At 63.6% G+C, this 22224-nt stretch carries 15 protein-coding genes; 3 read left to right on the top strand and 12 right to left on the bottom strand.

What is annotated here, in order from left to right; all coding sequences use genetic code 11:
* Positions 1-12 precede the first annotated feature (12 nt).
* Entirely contained in the window at positions 13-2049 is a 2037-nt protein-coding gene (locus ACZ2HM_RS05890) for a tetratricopeptide repeat-containing sulfotransferase family protein (RefSeq protein WP_470426484.1), read from the bottom strand.
* Positions 2050-2417: 368 nt separating this feature from the next.
* On the opposite strand from ACZ2HM_RS05890, the gene ACZ2HM_RS05885 reads away from it, so the two are divergent.
* Positions 2418-5132 carry a TonB-dependent receptor gene (locus ACZ2HM_RS05885; protein WP_470426483.1) on the top strand — a complete coding sequence of 905 codons (2715 nt, stop codon included), beginning with the start codon at positions 2418-2420 and terminating at the stop codon, positions 5130-5132.
* A 156-nt stretch (positions 5133-5288) separates the two neighbouring features.
* Here ACZ2HM_RS05885 and ACZ2HM_RS05880 read toward each other — a convergent pair whose 3' ends face one another.
* The 6 genes from ACZ2HM_RS05880 to ACZ2HM_RS05855 all read right to left on the bottom strand — a co-directional run bounded on the left by ACZ2HM_RS05880 (position 5289) and on the right by ACZ2HM_RS05855 (position 9518).
* Positions 5289-5798 (bottom strand): cytochrome C, encoded by a 510-nt coding sequence (locus ACZ2HM_RS05880; protein WP_470426482.1) that lies wholly within the window; start codon positions 5796-5798, stop codon positions 5289-5291.
* A 10-nt stretch (positions 5799-5808) separates the two neighbouring features.
* Positions 5809-6354 (bottom strand): methylamine dehydrogenase (amicyanin) small subunit, encoded by a 546-nt coding sequence (gene mauA / locus ACZ2HM_RS05875; RefSeq protein WP_069066561.1) that lies wholly within the window; start codon positions 6352-6354, stop codon positions 5809-5811.
* Between the two features lie 22 nt (positions 6355-6376).
* Positions 6377-6979, bottom strand: coding sequence for a thioredoxin domain-containing protein (locus ACZ2HM_RS05870; RefSeq protein ID WP_470426481.1), 603 nt, complete (start codon positions 6977-6979; stop codon positions 6377-6379).
* 6 nt (positions 6980-6985) lie between these two features.
* The gene (locus tag ACZ2HM_RS05865) at positions 6986-7516 is read right to left on the bottom strand and encodes a MauE/DoxX family redox-associated membrane protein (RefSeq protein WP_470426480.1); all 531 of its coding nucleotides are present in this window, start codon (positions 7514-7516) and stop codon (positions 6986-6988) included.
* Between the two features lie 2 nt (positions 7517-7518).
* Positions 7519-8697: an amine dehydrogenase large subunit gene (locus ACZ2HM_RS05860; RefSeq protein ID WP_037477924.1), complete on the bottom strand. Its 1179-nt coding sequence runs from the start codon at positions 8695-8697 to the stop codon at positions 7519-7521.
* 167 nt (positions 8698-8864) lie between these two features.
* Positions 8865-9518 carry a TetR/AcrR family transcriptional regulator gene (locus ACZ2HM_RS05855; RefSeq protein WP_037477926.1) on the bottom strand — a complete coding sequence of 218 codons (654 nt, stop codon included), beginning with the start codon at positions 9516-9518 and terminating at the stop codon, positions 8865-8867.
* Between the two features lie 190 nt (positions 9519-9708).
* Between ACZ2HM_RS05855 and ACZ2HM_RS05850 the strand changes: the two genes are divergently transcribed.
* Positions 9709-11724: a hybrid sensor histidine kinase/response regulator gene (locus tag ACZ2HM_RS05850; protein ID WP_052027570.1), complete on the top strand. Its 2016-nt coding sequence runs from the start codon at positions 9709-9711 to the stop codon at positions 11722-11724.
* A gap of 80 nt (positions 11725-11804) precedes the next feature.
* The gene (locus ACZ2HM_RS05845) at positions 11805-12812 is read left to right on the top strand and encodes a sensor histidine kinase (protein WP_081912787.1); all 1008 of its coding nucleotides are present in this window, start codon (positions 11805-11807) and stop codon (positions 12810-12812) included.
* 20 nt (positions 12813-12832) lie between these two features.
* Here ACZ2HM_RS05845 and ACZ2HM_RS05840 read toward each other — a convergent pair whose 3' ends face one another.
* The 5 genes from ACZ2HM_RS05840 to ACZ2HM_RS05820 all read right to left on the bottom strand — a co-directional run bounded on the left by ACZ2HM_RS05840 (position 12833) and on the right by ACZ2HM_RS05820 (position 22224).
* Complete coding sequence (locus tag ACZ2HM_RS05840; RefSeq protein ID WP_470426479.1) at positions 12833-14275, bottom strand: TolC family protein; 1443 nt, start codon at positions 14273-14275, stop codon at positions 12833-12835.
* Positions 14265-15335: an efflux RND transporter periplasmic adaptor subunit gene (locus tag ACZ2HM_RS05835; protein ID WP_470426478.1), complete on the bottom strand. Its 1071-nt coding sequence runs from the start codon at positions 15333-15335 to the stop codon at positions 14265-14267. The genes ACZ2HM_RS05840 and ACZ2HM_RS05835 overlap by 11 nt, the downstream gene beginning before the upstream one ends.
* Complete coding sequence (locus ACZ2HM_RS05830; protein ID WP_470426477.1) at positions 15319-17040, bottom strand: ATP-binding cassette domain-containing protein; 1722 nt, start codon at positions 17038-17040, stop codon at positions 15319-15321. Before ACZ2HM_RS05830 ends, ACZ2HM_RS05835 begins: the two co-directional genes overlap by 17 nt.
* 574 nt (positions 17041-17614) lie before the next feature.
* Positions 17615-19024, bottom strand: coding sequence for an efflux transporter outer membrane subunit (locus ACZ2HM_RS05825; protein ID WP_470426476.1), 1410 nt, complete (start codon positions 19022-19024; stop codon positions 17615-17617).
* Positions 19025-19035: 11 nt separating this feature from the next.
* The gene (locus ACZ2HM_RS05820; RefSeq protein ID WP_470426475.1) at positions 19036-22224 is read right to left on the bottom strand and encodes an efflux RND transporter permease subunit; all 3189 of its coding nucleotides are present in this window, start codon (positions 22222-22224) and stop codon (positions 19036-19038) included.

Raw genomic sequence — 22224 nt, 5'->3', positions numbered from 1 at the left:
TAAAAATGTCCATCAGATGGGAGGTGGATCGCGATAGGTCGTGACCAGCGGCCCCAGCGCATCGGCCAAGGGGCCAAGCCAGGGTTCGAACCGCCGCCAATGGTCGACGCCATCGGCATAGATGGGCTGGCGCACCTGTTCGGAACTGGCGGTGCGCACCGCGCGGTCGCTGCGCCAGAAGTCCAGGCATTGCGCTTCGAACGGCAGGCACAGATAGGCCAGCAGCCGGTCGACTTCGCCCGGCATATCGGCAACCATCTGCTCGTAGATCAGGCGATGCACGCGCCCCGGCGCGGCCGCGTCATAGGCAGTCATCAGCGCCACATAGTCGCGATAATAGCGGCCGATGTCGGTCAGATCATAAGTGAAGGCCTGGCCGCGCGCGAAATGCTGCTTCCAGCCAGACAGGCAACAGCCCATCGGATGGCGGCGGGCGTCAATAATCTTGGCGTTGGGCAGGATCAATTGGATCAGGCCGACATGCTGCCAATTATTGGGCATCTTGTCGATGAAATGCGGCTTGGCGGTGTGGCGATGGACGCGCGTGCCCTCGATATATTCCTCGCCCAGCCGCAGCCGGTCGGCGGGGGTGAGCGAAGCGACCATAGAGGCGAAGTCGGGAAACTCGCCGTCATCCACGCGCGATTGCAGGCGGCTGGCGATGACCATCATGTCGGGCAGTTCCATCGTGCCTTCGACCTGGCTGTGGCAGGAAAGGATCTGCTCGATCAGGGTGGAGCCGGAGCGGGGCAGACCGACGATGAAGATCGGGTCGGGTGCGGGGCAACCGCCAGCACCCCGCGCGGCGATGAAAGGCGCGGTGAAGGTGGTGGCGATGGCGCGCACTTCGGCGGAAAATTCGTCGGCATCATGGCGCACCATCGTCCGGCGCAGGCGATTGCCCGCATCATAATGGCGGAAGGCGGCGGCATAATCGCCCGCATCCTCGAACGCCTTGCCGAGCGAGAAATGGAGGTGGAAAATATCCTCCTGTCCGTCCGCTGTCTCCGGCTCCAGCGACGCAAGCGCCTGTTCCATCGCCGCAATGTCCTGCGCATCCAACCTGACGGTCTTGAGGTTGGCGAGGCTCCACCAGGCTTCGCCCATGGTCGGGCGATAGCGAACCGCCTGGCGATAGGCGTGGACGGCATCGGCCTGTTTGCCGAGCGTCTTCAAGGCGTGGCCGAGATTCTGCCAGACCTGTGGCTGGTCGGGCTGATCCGCGAGTAGGCGTTCGTAAATGGCCCGCGCGCCATCCTGATCGCCCAGCCGCACCAGCACCGATGCCTTGATCAGCGCGTAGCCGGGATTTTTGAGCGGCGACCTCTCCAATATCTCGGCATGGCTCAACGCTTCGGGCAAACGGTTGTTCTGGAGCAATAGCCGGATCAGGAAATCGCGCGCCAGATCGAAGCCGGGGGCCAGCGTGACCGCGCGATCGACCAGCGCCAGCGCTTGGCTCATATCACCGCGCCGCCAGTTGACTTCGCCCAGCAGGCGGCAGGCGGCGGCGTCATCGGGCAGGCGGTCGAGCCGCGCCACAAGGATCGCTTCGGCATCGTCCAACCGGGCCTCGTTCATCGCGATCGCGGCGTCCAGCAGGTCGCGGTCGCGCGACGAGGCATGGATACCCGACAGGTCGGCGCGCCAGGCATCCGTCGCGCGGCCAACGCTGCGCAACAGCCGGGCCAGCATGAACCAGCCGCCCGCCACCGACGGCTGTTGCCTGGTCAGCGCTTCCAGCGCGGCGATGGCCTGGGCGGTATCGCCTGCTGCTTCGGCGGCCTGGGCCAACTCCCACCCGATGGCCGGGATGTGCGGGTAGGTGCGGTCCAGCGCAGCGAGGCGGGGGAGGGCGTCTTTAGGTTGGCCGAGACGCCGCAACGCCTGGCAAGCGAGCAGTTCCGCCTGCGGCAGGCCGCCGGTTCGGGCGAGGAGGGCTTGCGCCTGCGTCAGCGCCAGATCGGGGCGCGTTTCGACCAGACCAGCAATCTGCGCCAGCGTAGATTCGATGGTGCCCGTTGCGGCAGCGGCAGACCCGTTTCCCATAGCACCCCGAAAATTGTGCGATTGCACAAAAGGCTATGCCGATTGCAGCCTGCCGTCGAGTGGGCGCGTCATAAAAGTTCAAAAAATGCGATTTCACCCGCTTGACAGCGCCCGTCTGAGTGGCAGTATCCAATTTAGGACAGTCGTTCGAATTGCTGCGTGAGCGAACTGTCTCATAAAAAATACGATGTTCGGCGTGGTCGTTATTCGGCCGCGACCCCGAAAGATGCGTCTTTCGGGCAGGGGGTTTTGCGTGTCTTCTGCGCGGTGAAGGCAAGCGCATGTCATGATTTGCAAGGTTAAGACCCGGTCGCCGGGCACTGCAACGGGAGAGGCCATGACGCAACGCGTATAAGGGGGGACTATCCATGGCCATCAGATTTGGCTCGCGACGAGTGCGCAATTTTTGCGCGCTGGGCGCAACGACATGCCTGACGCAATTGGCGCTCGCGGCGCCAGCCTTTGCCCAGACCGAAGCACCGGCAGAGGCCGCCGCCGCCGATCCATCATCGGGCCTCAGCGAAATCGTCGTGACTGCGACGCGCAGCGCGCAGAGCATCCAGAAAGTGCCGATCTCCATGCTGGCGCTGGGTGCCGAAACGCTGGCGGAGCGCCAGGTGAAGGGCTTGAGCGATTTCGCTGCGCTGCTGCCCTCCGTTTCGTTCGAAGGCATCGGGCCGGGCCGCAATACCGCCTTTTTCCGCGGCATCGTGCCTGCAGGCGGTGCCTATGCATCGGTCGGCTATTATTTGGACGATATTCCGATCACCGGCACCGAAGTCCCCGACATTCATGCTTATGACCTGGAGCGGGTCGAGGCGCTGGCGGGGCCGCAGGGCACGCTCTATGGCGCGGGGTCGTTGGCGGGCACCATCCGCCTGATCACCAACAAGCCCAAGCTGGATAAGTTCGAATTCGGCTATGACGTTGAGGCCAATAAATATGGCAAGGGCGATTTTGGCGGGCAGCTCGAATCCTACATCAACGTGCCGCTGAGCGACACGATGGCGGTGCGCGCCATGGGCTATTATCGGCGCGATGGCGGCTATATCGACAATATACCCAATAACGGCCTGCTCAATAATGGCGCGCCGGCGGTCTATACGCTGGGCGACAATAATCCGGCGACCTTCTTCAATCTCGACAATAGCGACATCGCCAAGGATGATTATAATACGATCAAGGAATTTGGCGGCCGCCTGCAATTGCTGTGGGAGCCTGTCGATGGCTGGGCGATCACGCCCGAAATCACGGCGCAGAAGCAGGTTGCCAATGGCTATTTCGGGTTCGACCTGCGCGTCGGTGACCTGGAAGTCCATGATTATGACAAGACCCGCAACGATGACCGCTGGTATCAGGCAGCGCTGAGTATTCATGGCCATATCGGCGATTGGGACGTCGTATCGGCGACCGGCTATTTCAAACGCCGGACCCGGACGCTCAACGATTATACTTATTATACCGTTACCTATGATGGGTTCGGCGCAGGCTATGAAAGCTATCTGCAGTTTTTCGACAATTGCACCGGGTCGGGCGCGGCGCAGCAATGCTCGCTGATCGATCCGACGCAATATTATCATGCGGACACGCACCGCAACAAGTTCACGCAGGAATTGCGGATTTCGACACCCAAGGAATGGCCCTTCGACGTGACGTTCGGTGCCTTCTACCAACGGCAGAAGAACGAGACCAACACCTATTATGCCATTCGCGGCCTGGATACGATCACGGGCTACACCCAGACGGGCGGCGGCGATGTGCCGGGCGGGCTGATCGGCGTGCCGGGCATGTACGGCATCGATTATGACGAAGACGGCAATCCCTTCTTCGATACCAGCAATGTCATCAATGCCAACGGCAACCCGCTTGGCACGATGATATTGGGGACGCAGGCGGTGAAGGGCGACGGCTTCTACATCACCGAACAGAACCAGCTTTACCATGATACCGCGATCTTTGCGGAAGGGCATTACAACATCACCCCAACGCTCAAGATCACCGGCGGCATCCGCTATTTCTGGACCGATTATGCGGTGAAGGGCTTTGCGGGCGTGGCGGGATCGGCGGCCAATACCATTACGTCGGTCTATGTTCCGACCGGCGAAATGGGCTGCCCAACGCCGCTTCCGGCCGAGCGGCTGCAATGTCTCAATACCAATTTCCGCGCAGCCGATCAGACCGGGCGCTACAAGGAGGATGGCGAGACGCACAAGATCGCGCTGGACTGGCAGTTCCAGCCCGACAAGATGGTCTATGCCAATTACTCGACCGGTTTCCGCCCCGGCGGCTTCAACCGACCCCTGCGCATCCGCAATTTCGGCCCGGTGGATGTGGCCCCGTTCAAGTCCGAAACGCTCACTAATTTCGAACTGGGCGTCAAGACGACGTGGAACAACATCTTCCGCTTCAACGCCGCCGTCTATTATGAAAAATGGAATAATATCCAATATGGCGTTGTCGTATCCGGGGCGCAGGGCGCGGGCATGACCGGCAATGCGGGCAAGGCCGTGGTGAAGGGCATCGAATATGATGCCGATCTGAAACTCGGCAATGTGACGCTCTCGACCTCCGGCGCCTATAATGACGGCAAGCTGAAGGGCAATTTCTGCAACTTTGCGCTCGATCGCGACACATCGAGCATATCGCAATTGTCGACATGCACGTTGGGCGAATTTGTGCCGGACTCTGACCCTCCCACGCCCCAGGTCGCCGCTGCCGATGGCACCCGGCTGCCGCGCCAGCCCAAATTCAAGGGCACGACGTCGATCCGTTACGACACCTATATGGGCGATTATGCCGCCTATATTCAGGGGGCAGCGCTCTATCAGACCGGCGCGACGCAGGATCTGAACGTTGCCAGCAATGCGCTGCTCGGCAATACTAAGGGCTTTGTCAGCTTCGATTTTTCAGGGGGGATCAAGAAGGATAGTTGGAGCCTGACGCTGTTCCTGCAGAACGCTTTCGACAAGCGGGGCGAACTGACGAAAAACACTTTCTGCTCGATCGACTTCTGTTCCGGCTCGGCGCGGACCTTCACGATCAAGCCGCAATTTTTCGGCATCCGCTTCGGCCAGAAATTCTGACGGTTAGCGTCACCGCATGACAATGCCGCCGGATCAGCGATCCGGCGGCATTATTTTATGCCAAGGTGCATAGACGGGAACCTATAGCTTGTCGTTCCCCGCTGGGGAACGACGTGCATGAATCAGCCCTATTGCGCGATGCTATTAGAGAGCGTCTTAGGGTTTCTGGCCGGGGTAGAGCAGGCGCATGGCGCTGGGCGCGCCGCATTGCTTGATCGCGACTTCGACATAGCGGGCGCGTTCGGCCTTGAGCGAGGCGGAGGAGAGGGCGAATTTCCGCTCACGCGCCACCTCGTCGGCCGTGAACGGCTTGGCGCCGGCCGGCACGCTGGGACCGCCGAGGCCAAACACCATGAAATTGACGAGGTCGGCCAATTGCTGGTTATCGCTGATCCGGCTGTGCGCGATGTTGGGCAGGCGGATGAGATAGGCGCGCGATTGCGGTGTGCAGAGGAACCAGCCGACCCGGCCGCGCAGTTCGGGCAGTTGCGCCGGGGCCGCGCTGCCCTGAATGCCATGGCAGCCGCCGCAATGTTCGGCATAGTCGGAGCGCGCGAGATCCGGGTCGCTTATCGCGTCGGGCAATGGCCCCATTGGCGGCAACGCGGCGCGGCCGATGCCGACCAGGCCGAGCAGCAACAGCGATCCCGTCAAAAGCCTGCGCAAACCCTTTCCCTCAGCTGGCCGCGCCCACCATCACCGCGGTCGAACAATGATATTCCATGCTGCTGGTGCCAAAGCACCAGATGACGTCATTGTTGAGCTGGGGCATGTAGAGCTGGGTTTCGCGGTCGGTATTGTCGCATCCGCATTGGCCGCAGGCGGGTTTGCCGCAACAGTCGCGATAGGCGATCAGATAGGCCTTGCCATCGTCCGGGTTGATGCAGGTGCCGACCCAGGACACCGGCGATGGCTCGGCGCCGGGCGGGCAGCTATGCAGGCCACCGCCGCAACAGGTGCAGAGCGCGCCATCGATCGCGCAATAGCGCCAATAGTCGCACTTGGTATCGTCCTTGGTCTGGGCATTGCGGGCAAAGCCGGTCTTGGCTTCGGGCGACCGATCGGGCTTGGCCGCCTCCGCGCGGCTGACCGGTAGCAGCGGGAAAACGGGTGCCGCCACCAGCGCCGCCCCCAAGCGCGAGAGCATGGAGCGGCGCGAGCTGCCCCCGGCCAGCCGCCGCAGCAGTTTTTCACCCATGGCGTCGGCGTTGAACCTCTTCATGTCACTGCCCCCCTTTGGCCGTTCAGGCCGCCTGTGCCTTCAACGATCCGATATAATCCTGCACGGTCTTGATCCCCATTTCATGGGCGACGACCAGGCTTTCGAGATGCTCCCGGCTGTTCACCAGCCCCTTGGACAGGATGGTGCCCTCGGCATCGAGCAGCACCGCAAAGGGCAGCTTGGCGACGCCGAACGCCTGGCCGACATCGGGACCATTGACGAACATATAGGTTTCCAGCCCATGCTGCGCGATCATGGCGCGCTGCGCGGCAACATCGTCATCGCCGATGAAGGTCAGCGCGACACGCTCGTCGCGGGCAAAGGATTTGGCCATGGGAATGATGGCCTTGCAAAGCGGGCATTGGGCCGACACGAACATCAGCAGCCGCAACGGCACGCCATGGGCATGACCGCCGACCGTGACTGGCGCGCCGTCGATCGACCGGGCATCGATCTTGATCGTGGCGTCGCCGACTGCCGGGCCGCCGCTGGTCGTCAGTGCGCCCGCTGGCGCGACGCGAATGTGCAACACGCCCACCTGCCGCGCGAGCGCGAGCAGCGCGACGCCAAGCCCCAGGATCACGACCCAGGAGAGGATTTGCGAGATGATGAGCGATGTCAGCATGGATGCTTATCTCCGGTAGGCGGCGGGCGATGCGATCAAGGCCGCTATGGCAGTATAGAGCGGATAGGCGAGCGCAATGGCGAGGCCACCCGCAATGGCGGTGCCCATGTCGATGGCGGATAGGGGCGGCACGGGCCACAGGCGCGGCGCAAGCAGCAGCGCCAGGATCATATTGCGCCTGACCAGCGGCCAGCCGATCGGATGGCGCAGTTGCGAGCGGCCACATCCGCAATCGATATGGCTGCGACCCCGCGCGATGTTGATCGCCATGGCCAGCGCGAACATAAGCAGCAGCCCGATCGCCAGAACGACCGGCAGCGGCGCAAGCCACGCCACCAACGCGCCACCAATCAGCAGTTCCGCCACCGGCAGCAGCAGCGCGGCAGGCGCGACCAAAGCCGGGGGCAGCAGCCGATAATTGGCGATCACGCCGGGCAGCAGCGCGCGGTGCCGCAGCTTTTCAGCGCCCGACAGCAGCAGGATCAGGCCAATGCCGATCGATGCCGCAAGGCCGATGATCGCGAAGCCCAGTGCCATGGTCAGGATGGGTCCGCGACCGTGATGGTGCTGCCACCGGCCCGCTCGATCTTATGCTTTTCTTCCCCGGTGGCGAGGTCGATGACGATGGCGCTGGCCTCCTCGCCATTCATGAATAGCAGCGGCTTGTCGGTCTGCGACACTTCGATATTGTTCATCGGTTCCTTGAGCGCGCGGCGCTTGACGACCTTCTGCGTGGCGAGATCGACCTCCCACACTTCGGTCCCGGATGCCTTGTGCGTCCAATATTCGCCCATATGCATCAGCACGAACAAATGGCCCGACGGTCGATGCAGCGCCATCGGCTGCCGCCCGCCCGGATACCAGTTCAATTCCAGCGGCTTGGTTTCGCCGGGGCGAATGCCGGCCGCCGCCTGAATTGAAAAGGGCGCGGCAATGGTCGGGGTCGCGCCCAGCTTCGCCTGAAAGATCTGGCCGGTATACGTGAGGAACGTCGTTTCCTGCTTGCGCTTGTCATAGGTGAAATTGTCGAAGATCGGATCGTCGGTGGCCGAGAAGAAAGGCGCGCTGTGCGTGATATCCGCCTTGGCCCCCTTGATCGCCACGGTGGCCAGCGACCCGTCCGAACAGAGCGCCGAAAAGCCGACGCCGGGATTGGGCATCAGGCTGGCACAACCCGGCAGTTCGATTGCGGTCACGAATTTGCGCTTCGCCAGGTCAACGACATTGACGCCGGAGGCAGGGCTGAAATCATAGATATAGGCGGTCTTGCCATCGTCGCTGATGATGAAATTATTCTTGCGCGAACCGATCAGGATGCGGCCGGGCAGGGGGATTTCGGTGACGAGGTTGAGCGTCTGGCTGTCATAGACCGACACCATGTCCTGCCGCGTGCCGCGATCGCCCTTCGACCAGATGGTTTCGGAGACATAATAATATTTGCCTGCGGGATCGATGGCGAAGTCGGCGAGGCGGCGGGTTTCGACCATGCCCTTCATCTTGCCGGTTTCGCCGTCGAAAATGCTGGTGCCCGCCATGTCCCATCCGCCATCGACGAAGAACCAGGTCGGCTTGGGCGGCGGGATGGTCATCACGTCGGATGTTTCCGCTTCCGGCACGGCGTCGGTCTCGGCGGCGGGAGCGGCCCATGCGGCGGTCGCGAACAGCGTCCAGCCTAGCGCGGCGGCAGCGAATATTGCCTTGGTGGCGGTCCTCGACATCTGGCCTGATCCCCCTTGATGCGGCGGGCGGGCCTGCGGACTCACGCTGTCCACGCCCCCCAGCGCTGGCATGAAGTCTGGACAGATGTCCGGGATCGGTCAAGCGCTTAACGGGGGCGTTCGCGAATTTATTTCTGCACCGCAACAAAGCGCGCGCAATACCAAAATCACGCCGTTTCGCTGATCAACCCGGCAATATCGCGCGCGGTCACCGTCTTGGCCAGGTGGATGAATGACGTAGCGGCAAGCGCGGTAAATGCCGGCATCTTATGTGCCCAGGGCTTGCCATGGCCCAGGAACGGCGTCGATCCTTCCATCGACGCGCTGATGAACAGGGCCACGCTATGCACGTCGTCGGGGGACAAGGCGGGATTGAGCTGCGCGACATATTCGCCGATCGCATCATGGACGCGCTGGTAAAAGGCGCGGACGCGATCCGCGACGAAGTCGCTATGATTGGCGAGCGCCCATAATTCCGTGAATAAATGGGTAGTGCGCTTGGTCTGGATGTCGTCGAGACATAGGAGGATGATCCGTCTCAGCCGCTCTTCGGCGGTCAGCCCCGGCTTGCGCACCGTCTGATCCAGCACGCTGCCATAAGACTCGACCAGCTCATCGAGCATCACCTGAATCAGCATTTCCTTGCGCGGAAAATGATAGCTGACATTGCCGACCTTCATGTCGCACCGCGCGGCGATGCGGCGCAGGGTGAAGGCGTCGGCCCCTTCATCGATCAGCACGTCGAGCGCGGCCTTGAGGATCTGATCGACGGTTTCGGTGCCCCTGACATAGATGCCGGGCCGTGGGGGAGCGAGTATCATATCTGGTTCTGCCTTGCCCCGTCCTAGCATCGCTGGGGAAAAGTCGCCACCCTTTGGCACCATTTCGGCGCAGACGCCGGGCAAGATTTTCGCAAAAACAAGGGCATATTGCATATTGGACGGAACTGTGAAGGCTGGCGTCGGTTCGCAAAGATCAGATGATGGATAGGACCGACGGATTACCCCATTTATGAATGATAGCGCTGCCAGCACGGATCGCGGCCAGGACATGCATTTCCTGTCGGGGGGCGGGGTCATGGGCGAATTGGTCCGGTCAAAGGACTGGTCGGCAACGCCGCTTGGCGCGCCGCAAAGTTGGCCTCAGCCGCTCAAGACATTGGTGGCGCTCATGCTGTCGGCCGATCAACCGATGTTCATCGGCTGGGGGCCTGACCATATCTTCCTCTATAATGACCGCTACGCCCCGATGCTGGCGGACCGCCATCCGGCAGCACTCGGCCGCACCTTCTTCGACGTCTGGCCCGAAATCCGGGCGGACATCGCCCCGCTCTTCGCCAAGGTGTCTGCGGGCGAGCCTGTGCATATGGACGATATCGAACTCATGCTCGATCGGCCGGGTCGGCCGCGCGAAGCGCATTTCGCTTTCTCCTACACGCCGGTTCGCGACGCGGCGGGGACGGTCGATGGCCTCTTCTGCGCCTGTGTCGAAACCACCGAGCAGATATTGGCGGAGCGCACGCGCCGCGAAGCCGAAGCGTCGGAGCGCAACCGGCTGTGGATATTGTCCGAAGACATGCTTGCCCGCGCGGACTTTGCCGGGCGCATGGGGGCCGTCAATCCCGCCTGGACCCGCGTATTGGGCTGGTCGGAGGCGCATCTGCTGGCGACACCCTATGTCGACTTCATGCATCCCGATGATGCGGCGGTGACGCTCGCCGCCATCGAAGATATGAGCCGCACGGGCCTTCCCACCCGTTTTCAAAACCGCATTGCGACGGCAGACGGCAGCTGGACGCCGATCGGCTGGACCGTGTCGCCCGAACCGGACGGGATGAATTTCATCGCGATTGGCCGTGACCTGAGCGAAGACAAGGCGCGCGAAGAAGAATTGCTGCAAACCCAGGAAGCGTTGCGCCAGTCGCAGAAGCTCGAATCGATGGGCCAGTTGACCGGCGGCGTCGCCCATGACTTCAACAATCTGCTCACCCCCATCATCGGCTCGCTCGACCTGCTGATGCGTCGGGGGCTGGGGAGCGAACGCGAACGCCGCCTGATCGACGGCGCGCTCCAATCGGCCGAACGCGCCAAGACGCTGGTGCAACGGTTGCTCGCCTTCGCCCGCCGACAGCCGCTCCAGCCCAAGGCGGTCGCGCTTGATGACCTCGTCACAGGCATGGCGAGCCTGGTGAGCAGCACGATCGGCCCGAAAATCGACCTGCGGGTCAATATCGCCGACGATTTGCCCCCGGCGCGGGCCGATGCCAACCAGTTGGAAATGGCGATCCTTAATTTAAGCGTCAACGCCCGTGACGCCATGCCTGGGGGCGGCGAACTGACCATCTCGGCAAGTCGCGCCAGCGTGCGGGGGCGTCATCCCGCGGGCCTGCGCGTCGGCCATTATGTGCGCCTCTCGGTCGCCGACACGGGCATCGGCATGGACGAAGCAACGCGCGCGCGGGCCATCGAGCCTTTCTTCTCGACCAAGGGCATAGGGAAGGGCACGGGCCTTGGCCTGTCGATGGCGCACGGCCTGGCCGCGCAATTGGGTGGCGGGCTGACCATCATCAGCGCGCCGGGTGAGGGCACCACGGTCGAACTCTGGCTCCCCGTCAGCCCTGACGCGATCGGCAGCGACGACCAGATTCGCGTGCTGCCGCGCATATCCGTCGCGCGCGGCACGGCCTTGCTGGTCGATGATGAGGAACTGGTGCGGATGAGCACCGCCGACATGCTCAACGACCTTGGCTATGACGTGGTCGAGGCGAAATCGGCCGAGGAGGCCCTGCACCTGATCGAAGCGGGTGTCGCGCCGACCATATTGGTCACCGACCATCTGATGCCGGGGATGAACGGTGAGGAACTAGCGCGCAGCCTGCGGACCCGGATGCCCGACCTGCCTGTGCTGATCGTATCCGGCTATGCCGAGGCGGAGGGGATAGCGCCCGATCTGCCGCGGCTGACCAAGCCCTTTCGCAATGCCGAACTGGCCGACCGGCTCGAAACCATCCACCCGACCGAAGCCTGACCGCCAAGCGGCATCCGATGGATTATTCCCCTGCTGCCCGCCCATTGTGATAGGGGCTGGACGCACGGCATGATCGGGGAATGACATTGGTTCAAGAAATGCCGAAGGCGCATGAGTGGCAGCCCGCACAGTTGCGGCGCGCGATCTTCGCCGCCGGGGTCGCACTCTGGGCCTGGAATGTCGATACCGACGCCTTCACCATGGACGAGCTGGGCTTCAAATTATGGGGTCTGCCGCAGGGTGAGCAGGTCACGTTCGAAAAACTATCCACCCGCATTCACCCCGCCGACCGGGACCGGGTGCGCTCGGCTTTCATGGCGACGCGCGCCATCCTTGGCCCCTATGAAACGGATTTCCGCATCTTGATCGGCGACGAAGTGCGGTGGATCGCCGCGCGTGGCCAAGGCGAGGATGACGGTATCGTCGGGCGGACCATGTATGGCATCTTCCTGGATGTGACCGGCCGCAAGCAGGCCGAAGAGGGGCATGAACTGCTCGCTGGCGAAATGAGCCACCGCGTCAAGAATCTGCTCGCTATAGCATCGGGCCTGACCGCCATTTCCTCGCGCTCCGCCCTCAGCAAGGAGGATATGGCGGGGGAATTGACCGAGCGTCTATCGGCTTTGGGCCGGGCGCATGATCTGGTCCGCCCGCTGCCCAATGGGCAGGGTAATGCGGCATTGCTGGGCGATCTTCTGTCGGTATTGCTGGCCCCCTATGACGATCTGGGCGCGTTCAAGGGCCGCATCAGGGTCGCTGTCGAGCGGATGGGCGTGGGCGAACATGCGGCGACCGGGCTGGCCCTCGTCATTCATGAACTGGCCACCAACTCGATGAAATATGGCGCCTTGTCGCATGAGGCCGGCACGCTTGACGTCTCCAGCATGGCGGAGGAGGATGATGTGATCCTCACCTGGCTGGAACATGGCGGACCCAAGGTGCAGGAGCCGGACGGCGCGGGTGGCTTTGGCAGCAAGCTGGTGCAGCGCAGCGTGCGCGGTCAGCTCGGCGGGACCATCGATTATGATTGGGCCGAAACCGGCCTGATCGTGACCCTGCGCATCAATCGGGCGCGGTTGGCCGTGTGAAGCGCGCGCCGATTATCCGCTCATAGTCCCAAAGCGTCGGTATCGGCGCTGGCTGCGGCGAGGTCCGCATGGGCGATCAATTGGCGATAGGCCGCATCCAGCTTGCGCAAGGCCGCATCGGCGGCCGCTTCCTCACGAATGTTGACCAGGAAGAAGTCGCTTGCCCCCATTTCGAACCGGCGGCGCTCTGCCTGGGCCATGTCTTGCGCGCGCGCCTGTTCGTCGCCTGCCAGCACCAGCAGCCGCTCGGTCGCATCCACCGCGACGCCGATCGTGTCGATCTCCGCGATGATCTGCTCGCGCAACCCCTGGCCTCGCAGCATCGCCGCCTCGATCTCCGCCTGGGTCTGCATGATCCGGCCCTGCGCCGCGCGCCGCTGGAGCGGCAGGGTGAAGGTCAGTCCGACGCGGGTGTCCGTGCCTTCGCGCGATCGTCCACCTTCGCCGATCGGCCCGATGTCGCGCGACGCTTCGGCGTTGAAGTCGAGGCGGGGCAATAGCGCATTGCGGTCCAGCGCCAACCGGTCACGCGCGACCTGCATCCGCAGGTCGATGGTGCGCAGGTCCGGCCGCATCGACAGGGCCGGTTTGGGATCGACCGGCAAGGGCAGGGGGTTGGGCAGATCCGATGGCAGTTGCGCAGGCGACGGGATCACCGGCCGTCCATCCGCGTCACGCCAATAGAGCGACAACGTATTGGCGGCACTGGCCAGCGCCTGTTCCGCCTGCACCACCAATATCTGGCGCCGCAGGATATTCTGCTGATTCTCGGTCAGGATGATGCGCGGGCGCAGCCCCAGCGTAACCTGTCGCTCCAGCCCCGTCTGCCGATCCTGCGCCAGCGCCAGCAGGTTGCGCACGATCTCCAGCCGTTCGCCCGCGACGACCCATTGATTATAGGCGTCCAGCGCCCGCCGCTGGACGCCGATCGCGACGAACAGCCGGTCGGCGTCGGCGAGTGCGATATCCGCTTCGGCCTGCGTCCGGTTGAACCGCCGATCATCGATCGCCCGGTCGCGCAACAGCGCCAGCACCACGCCCGCCTTTATCTCGCCGAACTGGTTGGTGTAGCTTTTATCCTCATAGATGGGGAAGCGCCCGTCGGAAACGCGATAGCCGCCATAGACATTGCCGCCCCATTGTTCGAGCGGCCGCGTCACCTTCGTTTCGGCATAGCGGCTGTCATAATAGCCGGTCAGGCGGCTGTCCGCAGCGGCGGAAAAGACCGTGTCGAACGCCCCTTCGGCCGACAGCCGCTTGCCCTGCGCGCCGCGCACCCGCGCCAGCGCTTCCAGCACCTGCGGCGCATGCTGGCGCGATGACGCCAGCACATCGGCCAATTGCAGCGGGCCGGACAGGGACGGCGCAGCCGCCCGCGTCGGCAACGGCGCGATGTCCTGCGCGATCGCAGGCGCAACCGTCGCCATCAGCGCGGCGACCATGAGCAGGCGCTTACTTGGCATTGCTGTTGGCATTGGCATCGGTCGCATTCGTCGCCGAAGCGTCGGGTACATTGCCGGGACGCTGGAATTGCAGCGGGAAGTCGTTGAGTTGCCGCCACAGTTCGAACCCGAGGCTGACGGTATCCATCAATACCCAGCCGCGCACCTTGGCGCCCAACCGGACATAAGGTTCCTGCGGCCAGGCTGGCCGGTCCGCTGCCGGTTCTACTATCACGCGGAACAGGCCGTTGGCCGATGCCGACACGTCGATCGCGCGCACCTTGCCATCGAACATGCCCTGCGCGACGGACGGCCAGCCGCTGAACTGGATGGCGGGCCAGCCTTCGAACTCCAAGCGGACACGGCGGCCGATCTCGATCAACGGCACGTCGCGGCCATCGACATAAAGCTCGACCACGCGCTGCGACTGTTCGGGCGCGAAGGTCGCGACGATGTCGCCCGCGCTGACCATGGTCGCATTGTCGCCGCCCTGGATGCGCAGCACGCGGCCATCGCGGGGGGCGCGGATCATCTGGACCGACTGGCGGTTGAGGCTGACGTCCACGCGCGTCCGCTCGGCCCGCGCCTGCGCGACCTTGGCGGCATAATCGCTGACCTTGATCTGGGCGAGTTCATAGTCGCGGCGGGGGGCCAAGCCTTCGCGGTACAGCGTTTCCATGCGCGACACGTCCAGTTGCGCCACCCGCATGGCCTGCTGCGCCGCCATGATTTCGACATCGGCCTGGGCGCGTTCGGCGCGCAGGCGGTCGAGCAGATTGGGATCATTGTCGCTGATCCGCGCGATCGGATCGCCACGCTTCACCAGGCTGCCGTCGGTGACATACCATTGTTCGATCCGGCCGGGGACGAGCGCGGTGATATTCTGCACCCGGTCGCGCGGATCAAGCGCGATGACGGCGCCTGTTCCCGGCGCGGTCTGCACCCACGGCACGAAGATCATGAACAGGATGCAGCCGACGATCGTCGCCACCAGCATCCAGGCCAGCGCGCGCGTGACGCGCGGCGCACGGATGCTCGCCAGCGTCTTGAAATGCGACAGATGATTAGCGCGAAACGGCATCGCCAGCCTCCTTGCCAGCGCCAGCACGTAGGGCGTCGAAACTCTCCCGGTCGGCGACCAATCGTTGCTTCTTGCGACCCAGCCACAGCCAGCCATCCAGGGTGATGTCGTGCGGGCGGCTAGAAAAATAGAGGATGGTCACGGGCTTGCCCTTTAGCATGTCGAAGGCGGCCTGCAGATGATGGACCGGCACCATGTCGTAGAGTGCCGACAGGACGAGGATGCGCGGCTGGGCGAACAGGGCGCTCGCCAGCTTCAACTGCATGATCTCGACCAGCGCCAACGGCCAGCCGGTGGAGGACAGGCGCGTGTCCATGCCATCGGGCAGGGCGGCGACCCGCTCGTCCAGGCCCACGGCGCGCAACACGTCCATGATGCCGACGGAGTCATTCTCGGCCCGCGCGAGCGAGAGATAGTCGCGTATCGAACTTTCCACGATGGTCGGCCGGTTGAGGACGATCACGTCGCTGCGAAGTTGATACATGTCGAGCGAGGTGATGTCCGCGCCGCCCAGCATGATGATGCCGCTGGTCGGCCGGATATGCCGTTTGAGCAGCGTGGAGAGCAGCCGGTCCATGTCCGGGTCCGCCGCACCGATCAGTCGGCTGCCGCCCGGAATGACGATGTCGATCTCCGCTTCGTCGCGACCGATCGGCGCGCGCACGGAATGGAGGACGAGCGCGCCATGGGCGGGCCGTGCGGCATCGGGCTTGGGTTCGGGCACTTGCTCCTGCGGAATGGCGAGGATCAGCGAGAGTTCCTCGACGCCTGCGACCAGATCGTAGAAACTGTCGAGATACGGTCCCAATTGTGCGGCGCCATAGAAGATGCTCGACAGGATCAGTTCGGCCGCGACCAGCTGGCCGATCGACAATTGCCCCTGAATGACCAGCCAGCCGCCCAGCGCCAGCAACCCGGCACTCGCCACCGCATAGAGGATCAGCAGCGCAAGGCTTTGCGGGAAGGCATAGCGGAAATGCGCCTTATGCTCCTTCACATAGGCGGCGGTGGCCTCTTCTGATCGGTCCATGGCGAAGTGGAGATGGCGGCTCGATTTATAATAGCCGTTCGATCCGCCGACGCTTTCCAGCCAATGGGCCGCTTCATATTTGCGATAGCTCAGCGCCACCGACGTCCGCATCGCCCCGCGATACCAGAGGCGCCAGATCAGCCAGACGGCGAAGATGAAGCCGACATTGAACGCCAGGAAGAAGGGGTGGTAAAATGCCGTGACGACGAAACCGACGCTCGCTTGCAGGATGATCGAGAAGCCTCCGATCAGCAGCGACGGGATCGCCTTCTGTACCGTCATCAATTCGAAGAAGCGGTTGAACAGGTCGCCGCGTCGTTCGTCCTGGAAAAAGGGATTTTGCGCGTAGACGGCGCGTAGCGTGATGTCCGCGACCAGCCGGGCGAAAAAGCGCCGTCGGAACATCTCCATCAAATGCATACGGAACGCGCCGAGCAGCGCCGATATCAGCAACAATCCGAGAAGGATCGCTGCCAGCGTAAACAATGGCGCTGGCAGCGCCGTATTCGCCACCGAATTGATCAGCATCTGCACCGAGATCGGCGTGGCTAGCGACAACAGGCCAATGCCGACACCGTAAACCAGTGTCAGTCTGATGAAAGCCTTGTCAGGACCGATGATCGGCCCCGCCCAGGCAAAGAAGTCGCGCAATCGCACATCGACCGGAGCCGCCATATTCGAATGTCCCACCGCGTAACAACATGATCCAAAACACAGCCGACACCACAAGGGCGCGCTGCATCATCAAGAGCATAATAAAGCCATCCATGGCGATACCCTGGATGGCGCTGCTCAGCTCCTAATGACGTTTCTTGTCTATAATTCTGCCCTAGCGCAGCGAACCCGATGTGGCCGGGTCACGGGCCGCGCCAGTGGCTTGCGGTCCAAGTAGCGATGCACCGTCATCGGATCAAATCGCTAATTGCGAAAATTACGATGAAATAATAGTATCGACACATCGGTTTACTGTTCAGCAACAGTGTTGATCCACGTCGGGCGCACATAACGGCACCGCCACGCTATCGATCACAGTGTATGATCATCCTGTTCGCTGATTTCGGGCGTGCAGAAGGACGTACGGGATAACAGGGCGATCCTATGTCTCTATCCCGATAAGATCGCCATTTAATACATTAAAAACAAACAGTTATATCAGTTTTCCAACATCTGGATCGGAGCGATAGGTCAAGTAGGAGAGAGGCAAAAAAGCCTTACCACTGTACGCATCGCTGTACGCAATAGGGACGCTTTACCCAACCCTCTGCCACCCCCCACCAAGAGCGCGGAACAGATCGACCTGGGCGAAGGCGACCGCGCGATCGGCCGAAGCGAGGTCGGCTTCGGCGGCCGCGAGCGTGCGTTGGGCGTCGAGGACGGTCAGGAAATCGATCTGCCCTTCCCGCTGCCGGGCGAGGCTGATGCGCGCGGCACGATCGGCGGCGTTGCGCGCGGCCTGCAACGTGTCCCGGCGTTCCATCGCATGGGCGTAGATGGACAGCGCCGTTTCGGTTTCCTCCAGCGCGCGCAGCACCGTACCGTCGAAGGTCGCCAGCGTCGCCGCGCTGTCCGCGCGCGCCGCGCCGATGCGGGCGCGGATCGCTTCCTGATTGGGGAAGGCCCAGTTGATGAGCGGCCCCAACACCCAGCGCAGCGGACCGCCGCCCAATATGTCGCCCCCGCCGATGGCGGTCGTGCCGATGGTGCCACCCAGCGAAATGCGCGGATAGAGGTCCGCCGTCGCTACCCCGATCCGTGCCGTGTCGGCGGCGAGGCGGCGTTCGGCGGCGCGGACATCGGGCCGCCGGGCCAGCAGCGCGCGACCATCGCCCACGGGAATGGGCTGGGCCAGGGTCGGCGTGGTGACGCTGGCGCGGATATCGGCGGGCAAGTCTTGCGGCGTCCGCCCCGTCAGCGTCGCGAGTCGGAACAGGGCGGCATCCCGGTCCGCGGCAAGGCTTGGCACCAGCGCCTTTTGCTGGTCGCGCAGGGCTGTCACCCGGATCACGTCGAGCCGATCCGAGCGGCCCGCGTCGAAGCGCGCGCCGGTGATGCGGATCGATCGATCGAGCAGGTCGACCGTGCGCTGCGCCACGGCCAGCCGCTCGGCCGAAGATGTGGCGTCGACATAGGCGCGCACCGTATCGGCGACGACCGCCACGCGGACGGCGTCGGCATCCGCCTCGGCCGCGCCCAGGTCGCCGCGCGCCGCCTCGATCGAGCGCTTCACCCGGCCGAACAGATCGACCTCATAGCCGACGCTGAACCCCGCATCGACGGTGCGATTTTCCCGGTCGAGGCCGGGGAAGCTCTGCGCCGCTGCCGTGCGGCCATAGGTGACGGTGCCGTCGAGGCCGGTCGAGGGCAGCCGATCCGAGCGTGCGCCGCGCAGGGTGGCGCGCGCCCGCTCCAGCCGCGCCACCGCGACGCGGATGTCGGTGTTGGCGCTCAGCGCGTCGCCGACCAGCCGGTCGAGCAGCGGGTCTTCATAGAGCCGCCACCAGTCGCCCTGCGCCTCCGCCGCGCTGACGGCGGGGGTTGCCGTGCCGATGAAGGGCGCGGCGGCGGTGGCGGGCGTGACTGGCGACCGATAGTCGGGACCAGCGGCGCAGGCCGTGAGGGAAGTAGCTGCCAACAGGGCAGCGAACAGGGATTTGGTCATGGCGTGGGTTCCTATTCGGCCGGTTGCAGCGCGGGAGCCTGGCCGCTCCGCCCGCGACGGGTGAAGCGGTCGCCAAGCGCGCGGCAGACGACATAGAAAGTGGGGGTGAAGAGCAGACCGAAGGCCGTGACCCCGGCCATGCCGAAGAAGACCGCCGTGCCCAAGGCCTGGCGAAGCTCGGCACCGGCCCCCTGCGCGATCACCAGCGGCACAGCGCCCAGGATGAAGGCGAAGCTGGTCATCAGGATCGGTCGCAGCCGGGTCCGTGCGGCCTGCACCGCCGCCTCGACGGGTGAGAGACCCTGCTGTTCCTCGGCCTGCTTGGCGAATTCGACCACCAGAATGGCGTTCTTGGCCGCCAGCGCGATCAGCACGACCAAGCCGATTTGGGTCAGGATATTATTGTCCATCCCCCGCAGGTTGACGCCCAGCATCGCGGCCAACAGGCACATCGGCACGATCAGGATGATCGCCAGCGGCAGTGTCAGGCTTTCATATTGCGCGGCCAGCACCAGGAAGACGAAGAAGACCGCCATCCCGAATACCAGGCCCGCCGTATTGCCCGCCGTCGCCTGCTGATAGGCGATGCCGGTCCATTCCTGCGCATAGCCAGCAGGCAGCGCCGTTTCACCCAGCTTTTCGATCGTGCTGAGCGACTGGCCGGACGAATAGCCCGGTGCCGTATCGCCATCGACCTCCACCGCGGGCAGCAGATTATAGCGGACGACGCGATAGGGACCGGTCTTGTCCTGGAAGGTCGACAGGGAACCGAGCGGCACCATCGCGCCCGAATTGGACCGGGTCTTGAGGTTGGCGATGTCCGCCGTCGATCCGCGAAATGCCTGATCCGCCTGTGCCGTGACGCGATAGGTACGGCCCAGCAGGTTGAAATCGTTGACGAAGGCGGAACCCAGATAGACCTGCATCGCTTCGAACACCCGTTCGGGCGGCACACCAAGCAGGTCGGCCTTGCGCCGGTCCACATCGGCGAAGATGCGCGGGGTGGCGACGTCGAACAGGGTATAGACTTGGGCGAGGCCGGGCGTGGTATTGGCCTTGCCGATATAGTCGGTGGCGACCTTATTCAGCGCGTCGTAGCCGCGCCCCTCGCGATCCTCGATCATCGTGCGATAGCCACCGGCCGACCCGATGCCCTGGATGACGGGCGGCGGCACGAGAATGATGCGCGCCTTGTCATAGTCGCCGATCGCCTTGCTGGCCTGCTCCATGATCCCGGCATAGGTGGCGCCTACTTCCTTGCGTTCGGCAAAACTGGTGAAGGGGAAGTAGATCGCCGCCGAATTGGGCGCGGCGGTCTGCGAAGGACCATGGAAGCCAGCGAACATCACCGCGCCGCGCAGGCCCTTGATCGGCAGGATCTTCTCCGCGACCTCGCGCGTCACCTTGTCGGTGCGTTCGAGCGACGCGCCGGGGGGAAGCTGGACCACGGCCAGGAAATAGCCTTGATCCTGCGCGGGGATGAAGCCGCCGGGGGTGACCCAGAATAGCGCGATGGTCGCCGCGATCAGGCCCACATAGGTCAGCAGCATCTTCTTGGGCCGGGCGACCAGGAAGCGGGTGAGGCTGGCATAGCGGTCGCTCATCCGTTCAAAGCCGCGATTGAAGGCATCGGCGCCCTTTTGCAGCCACCGCTTCCAGCGCGGGGTGTCCGCTGCTGGCGCATCATGCCCGTGCTTGGGCTTCAACAGCAAGGCGGCGGCGGCGGGCGAGAGGGTGAGCGAGAGCAGCAGCGAGATCACCGTCGCCGTCGAGATGGTGACGGCGAATTGCTGATAGAAAGCGCCCGAAATGCCGGTGATGAAGAGGGTCGGCACGAACACCGCGCACAGCACCAGAACGATCGCGACCAGCGCGCCCGCCACTTCGTCCATCGAGAAGCGCGCGGCCTCCAACGGCGACATGCCTTCCTCGATATTGCGTTCGACATTTTCGACCACGACGATGGCGTCATCGACGACGATGCCGATCGCCAGCACGAGGCCGAAGAGCGAGAGATTGTTAAGCGAATAGCCGACCGCCGCCAGCATCGTCGCCGTACCGATCAGCGAGACCGGAATGGCGATGATCGGGATGACCGCCGCGCGCCAATTTTGAAGGAAGATGAGGATGACGAGGACGACCAGGATCACCGCCTCGAACAGCGTGTCATAGACCGCGTCGATCGACTGGCTGATGAATTCGGTCGGATTGTAGATGACGCTATATTCCAGTCCTTTCGGGAAGCGCTGGGACAGGCTGTCCATTTCCGCCTTCACCTTCTCCGCCGCGTCGAGCGCGTTGGAGCCGGGGCGCTGCATGACCGCGATGACGACCGTGGGCTTGCCGGACAGATAGGTGTTAATGCCATAATCCTGCGCGCCCAGTTCGACCCGCGCGACGTCGGCGACGCGAACCTGATGGCCATCGGCGTCCGTGCGGATGACGATATTGGCAAATTGCTGCGGTTCGTTCAGGCGGCCCTGCATCTCGACGCCAAGCTGGAAGGCTTCGCCGCTATCATAGGGCGGCTGGCCGATTGCCCCCGCCGACACCTGCACATTTTGCGCGCGCAGGGCGGCGACGATCTCGCCCGCCGTCAGGTTGAGCGCGGCGGCGCGACCAGGGTCGATCCACACGCGCATCGCATAGTCACGCGCGCCGAACAGTTGCACATCGCCCACACCGTCGAGCCGCGCGAGGCGATCGCGCACCTGCGTCAGGGCATAGTTGGAGAGGTAGTTGCGGTCGAGCGAGCCGTCGGGCGACTGGAGATTGACGACCATCAGAAAGTCGGGCGATGTCTTGCGCGTGACGACCCCCAGGCGCTGCACCTCTTCGGGCAGGCGCGGGACGGCGACCGCGACTCGGTTCTGCACCAGTACCTGTGCGGCATCCAGGTCGGTGCCGATCTTGAAGGTAACGGTGATCGTGACTTTGCCATCGCCGGTCGACTGGCTGCTGACATAGAGCATGTCGTCGACGCCGTTGATTTCCTGTTCGATCGGCGCGGCGATGGTCTGGGCCACCGTTTCGGCCGATGCGCCCGGATATTGCGCGCTGACCGTCACGGTCGGCGGGACGATGTCGGGATATTGGGCGACGGGCAGCCCGATGAAGGCCAGCGCGCCGACGACCGTGATGATCACGGCGATCACGGCCGCAAAGATCGGCCGGTCGATGAAGAAGCGGGAGAAACGCAT

The organism is Sphingobium sp. KKT206 (genome assembly GCF_055640555.1).
The sequence above is the reverse complement of the archived record's forward strand: the minus strand, read 5'-3'. Positions and strand labels throughout refer to the sequence as shown.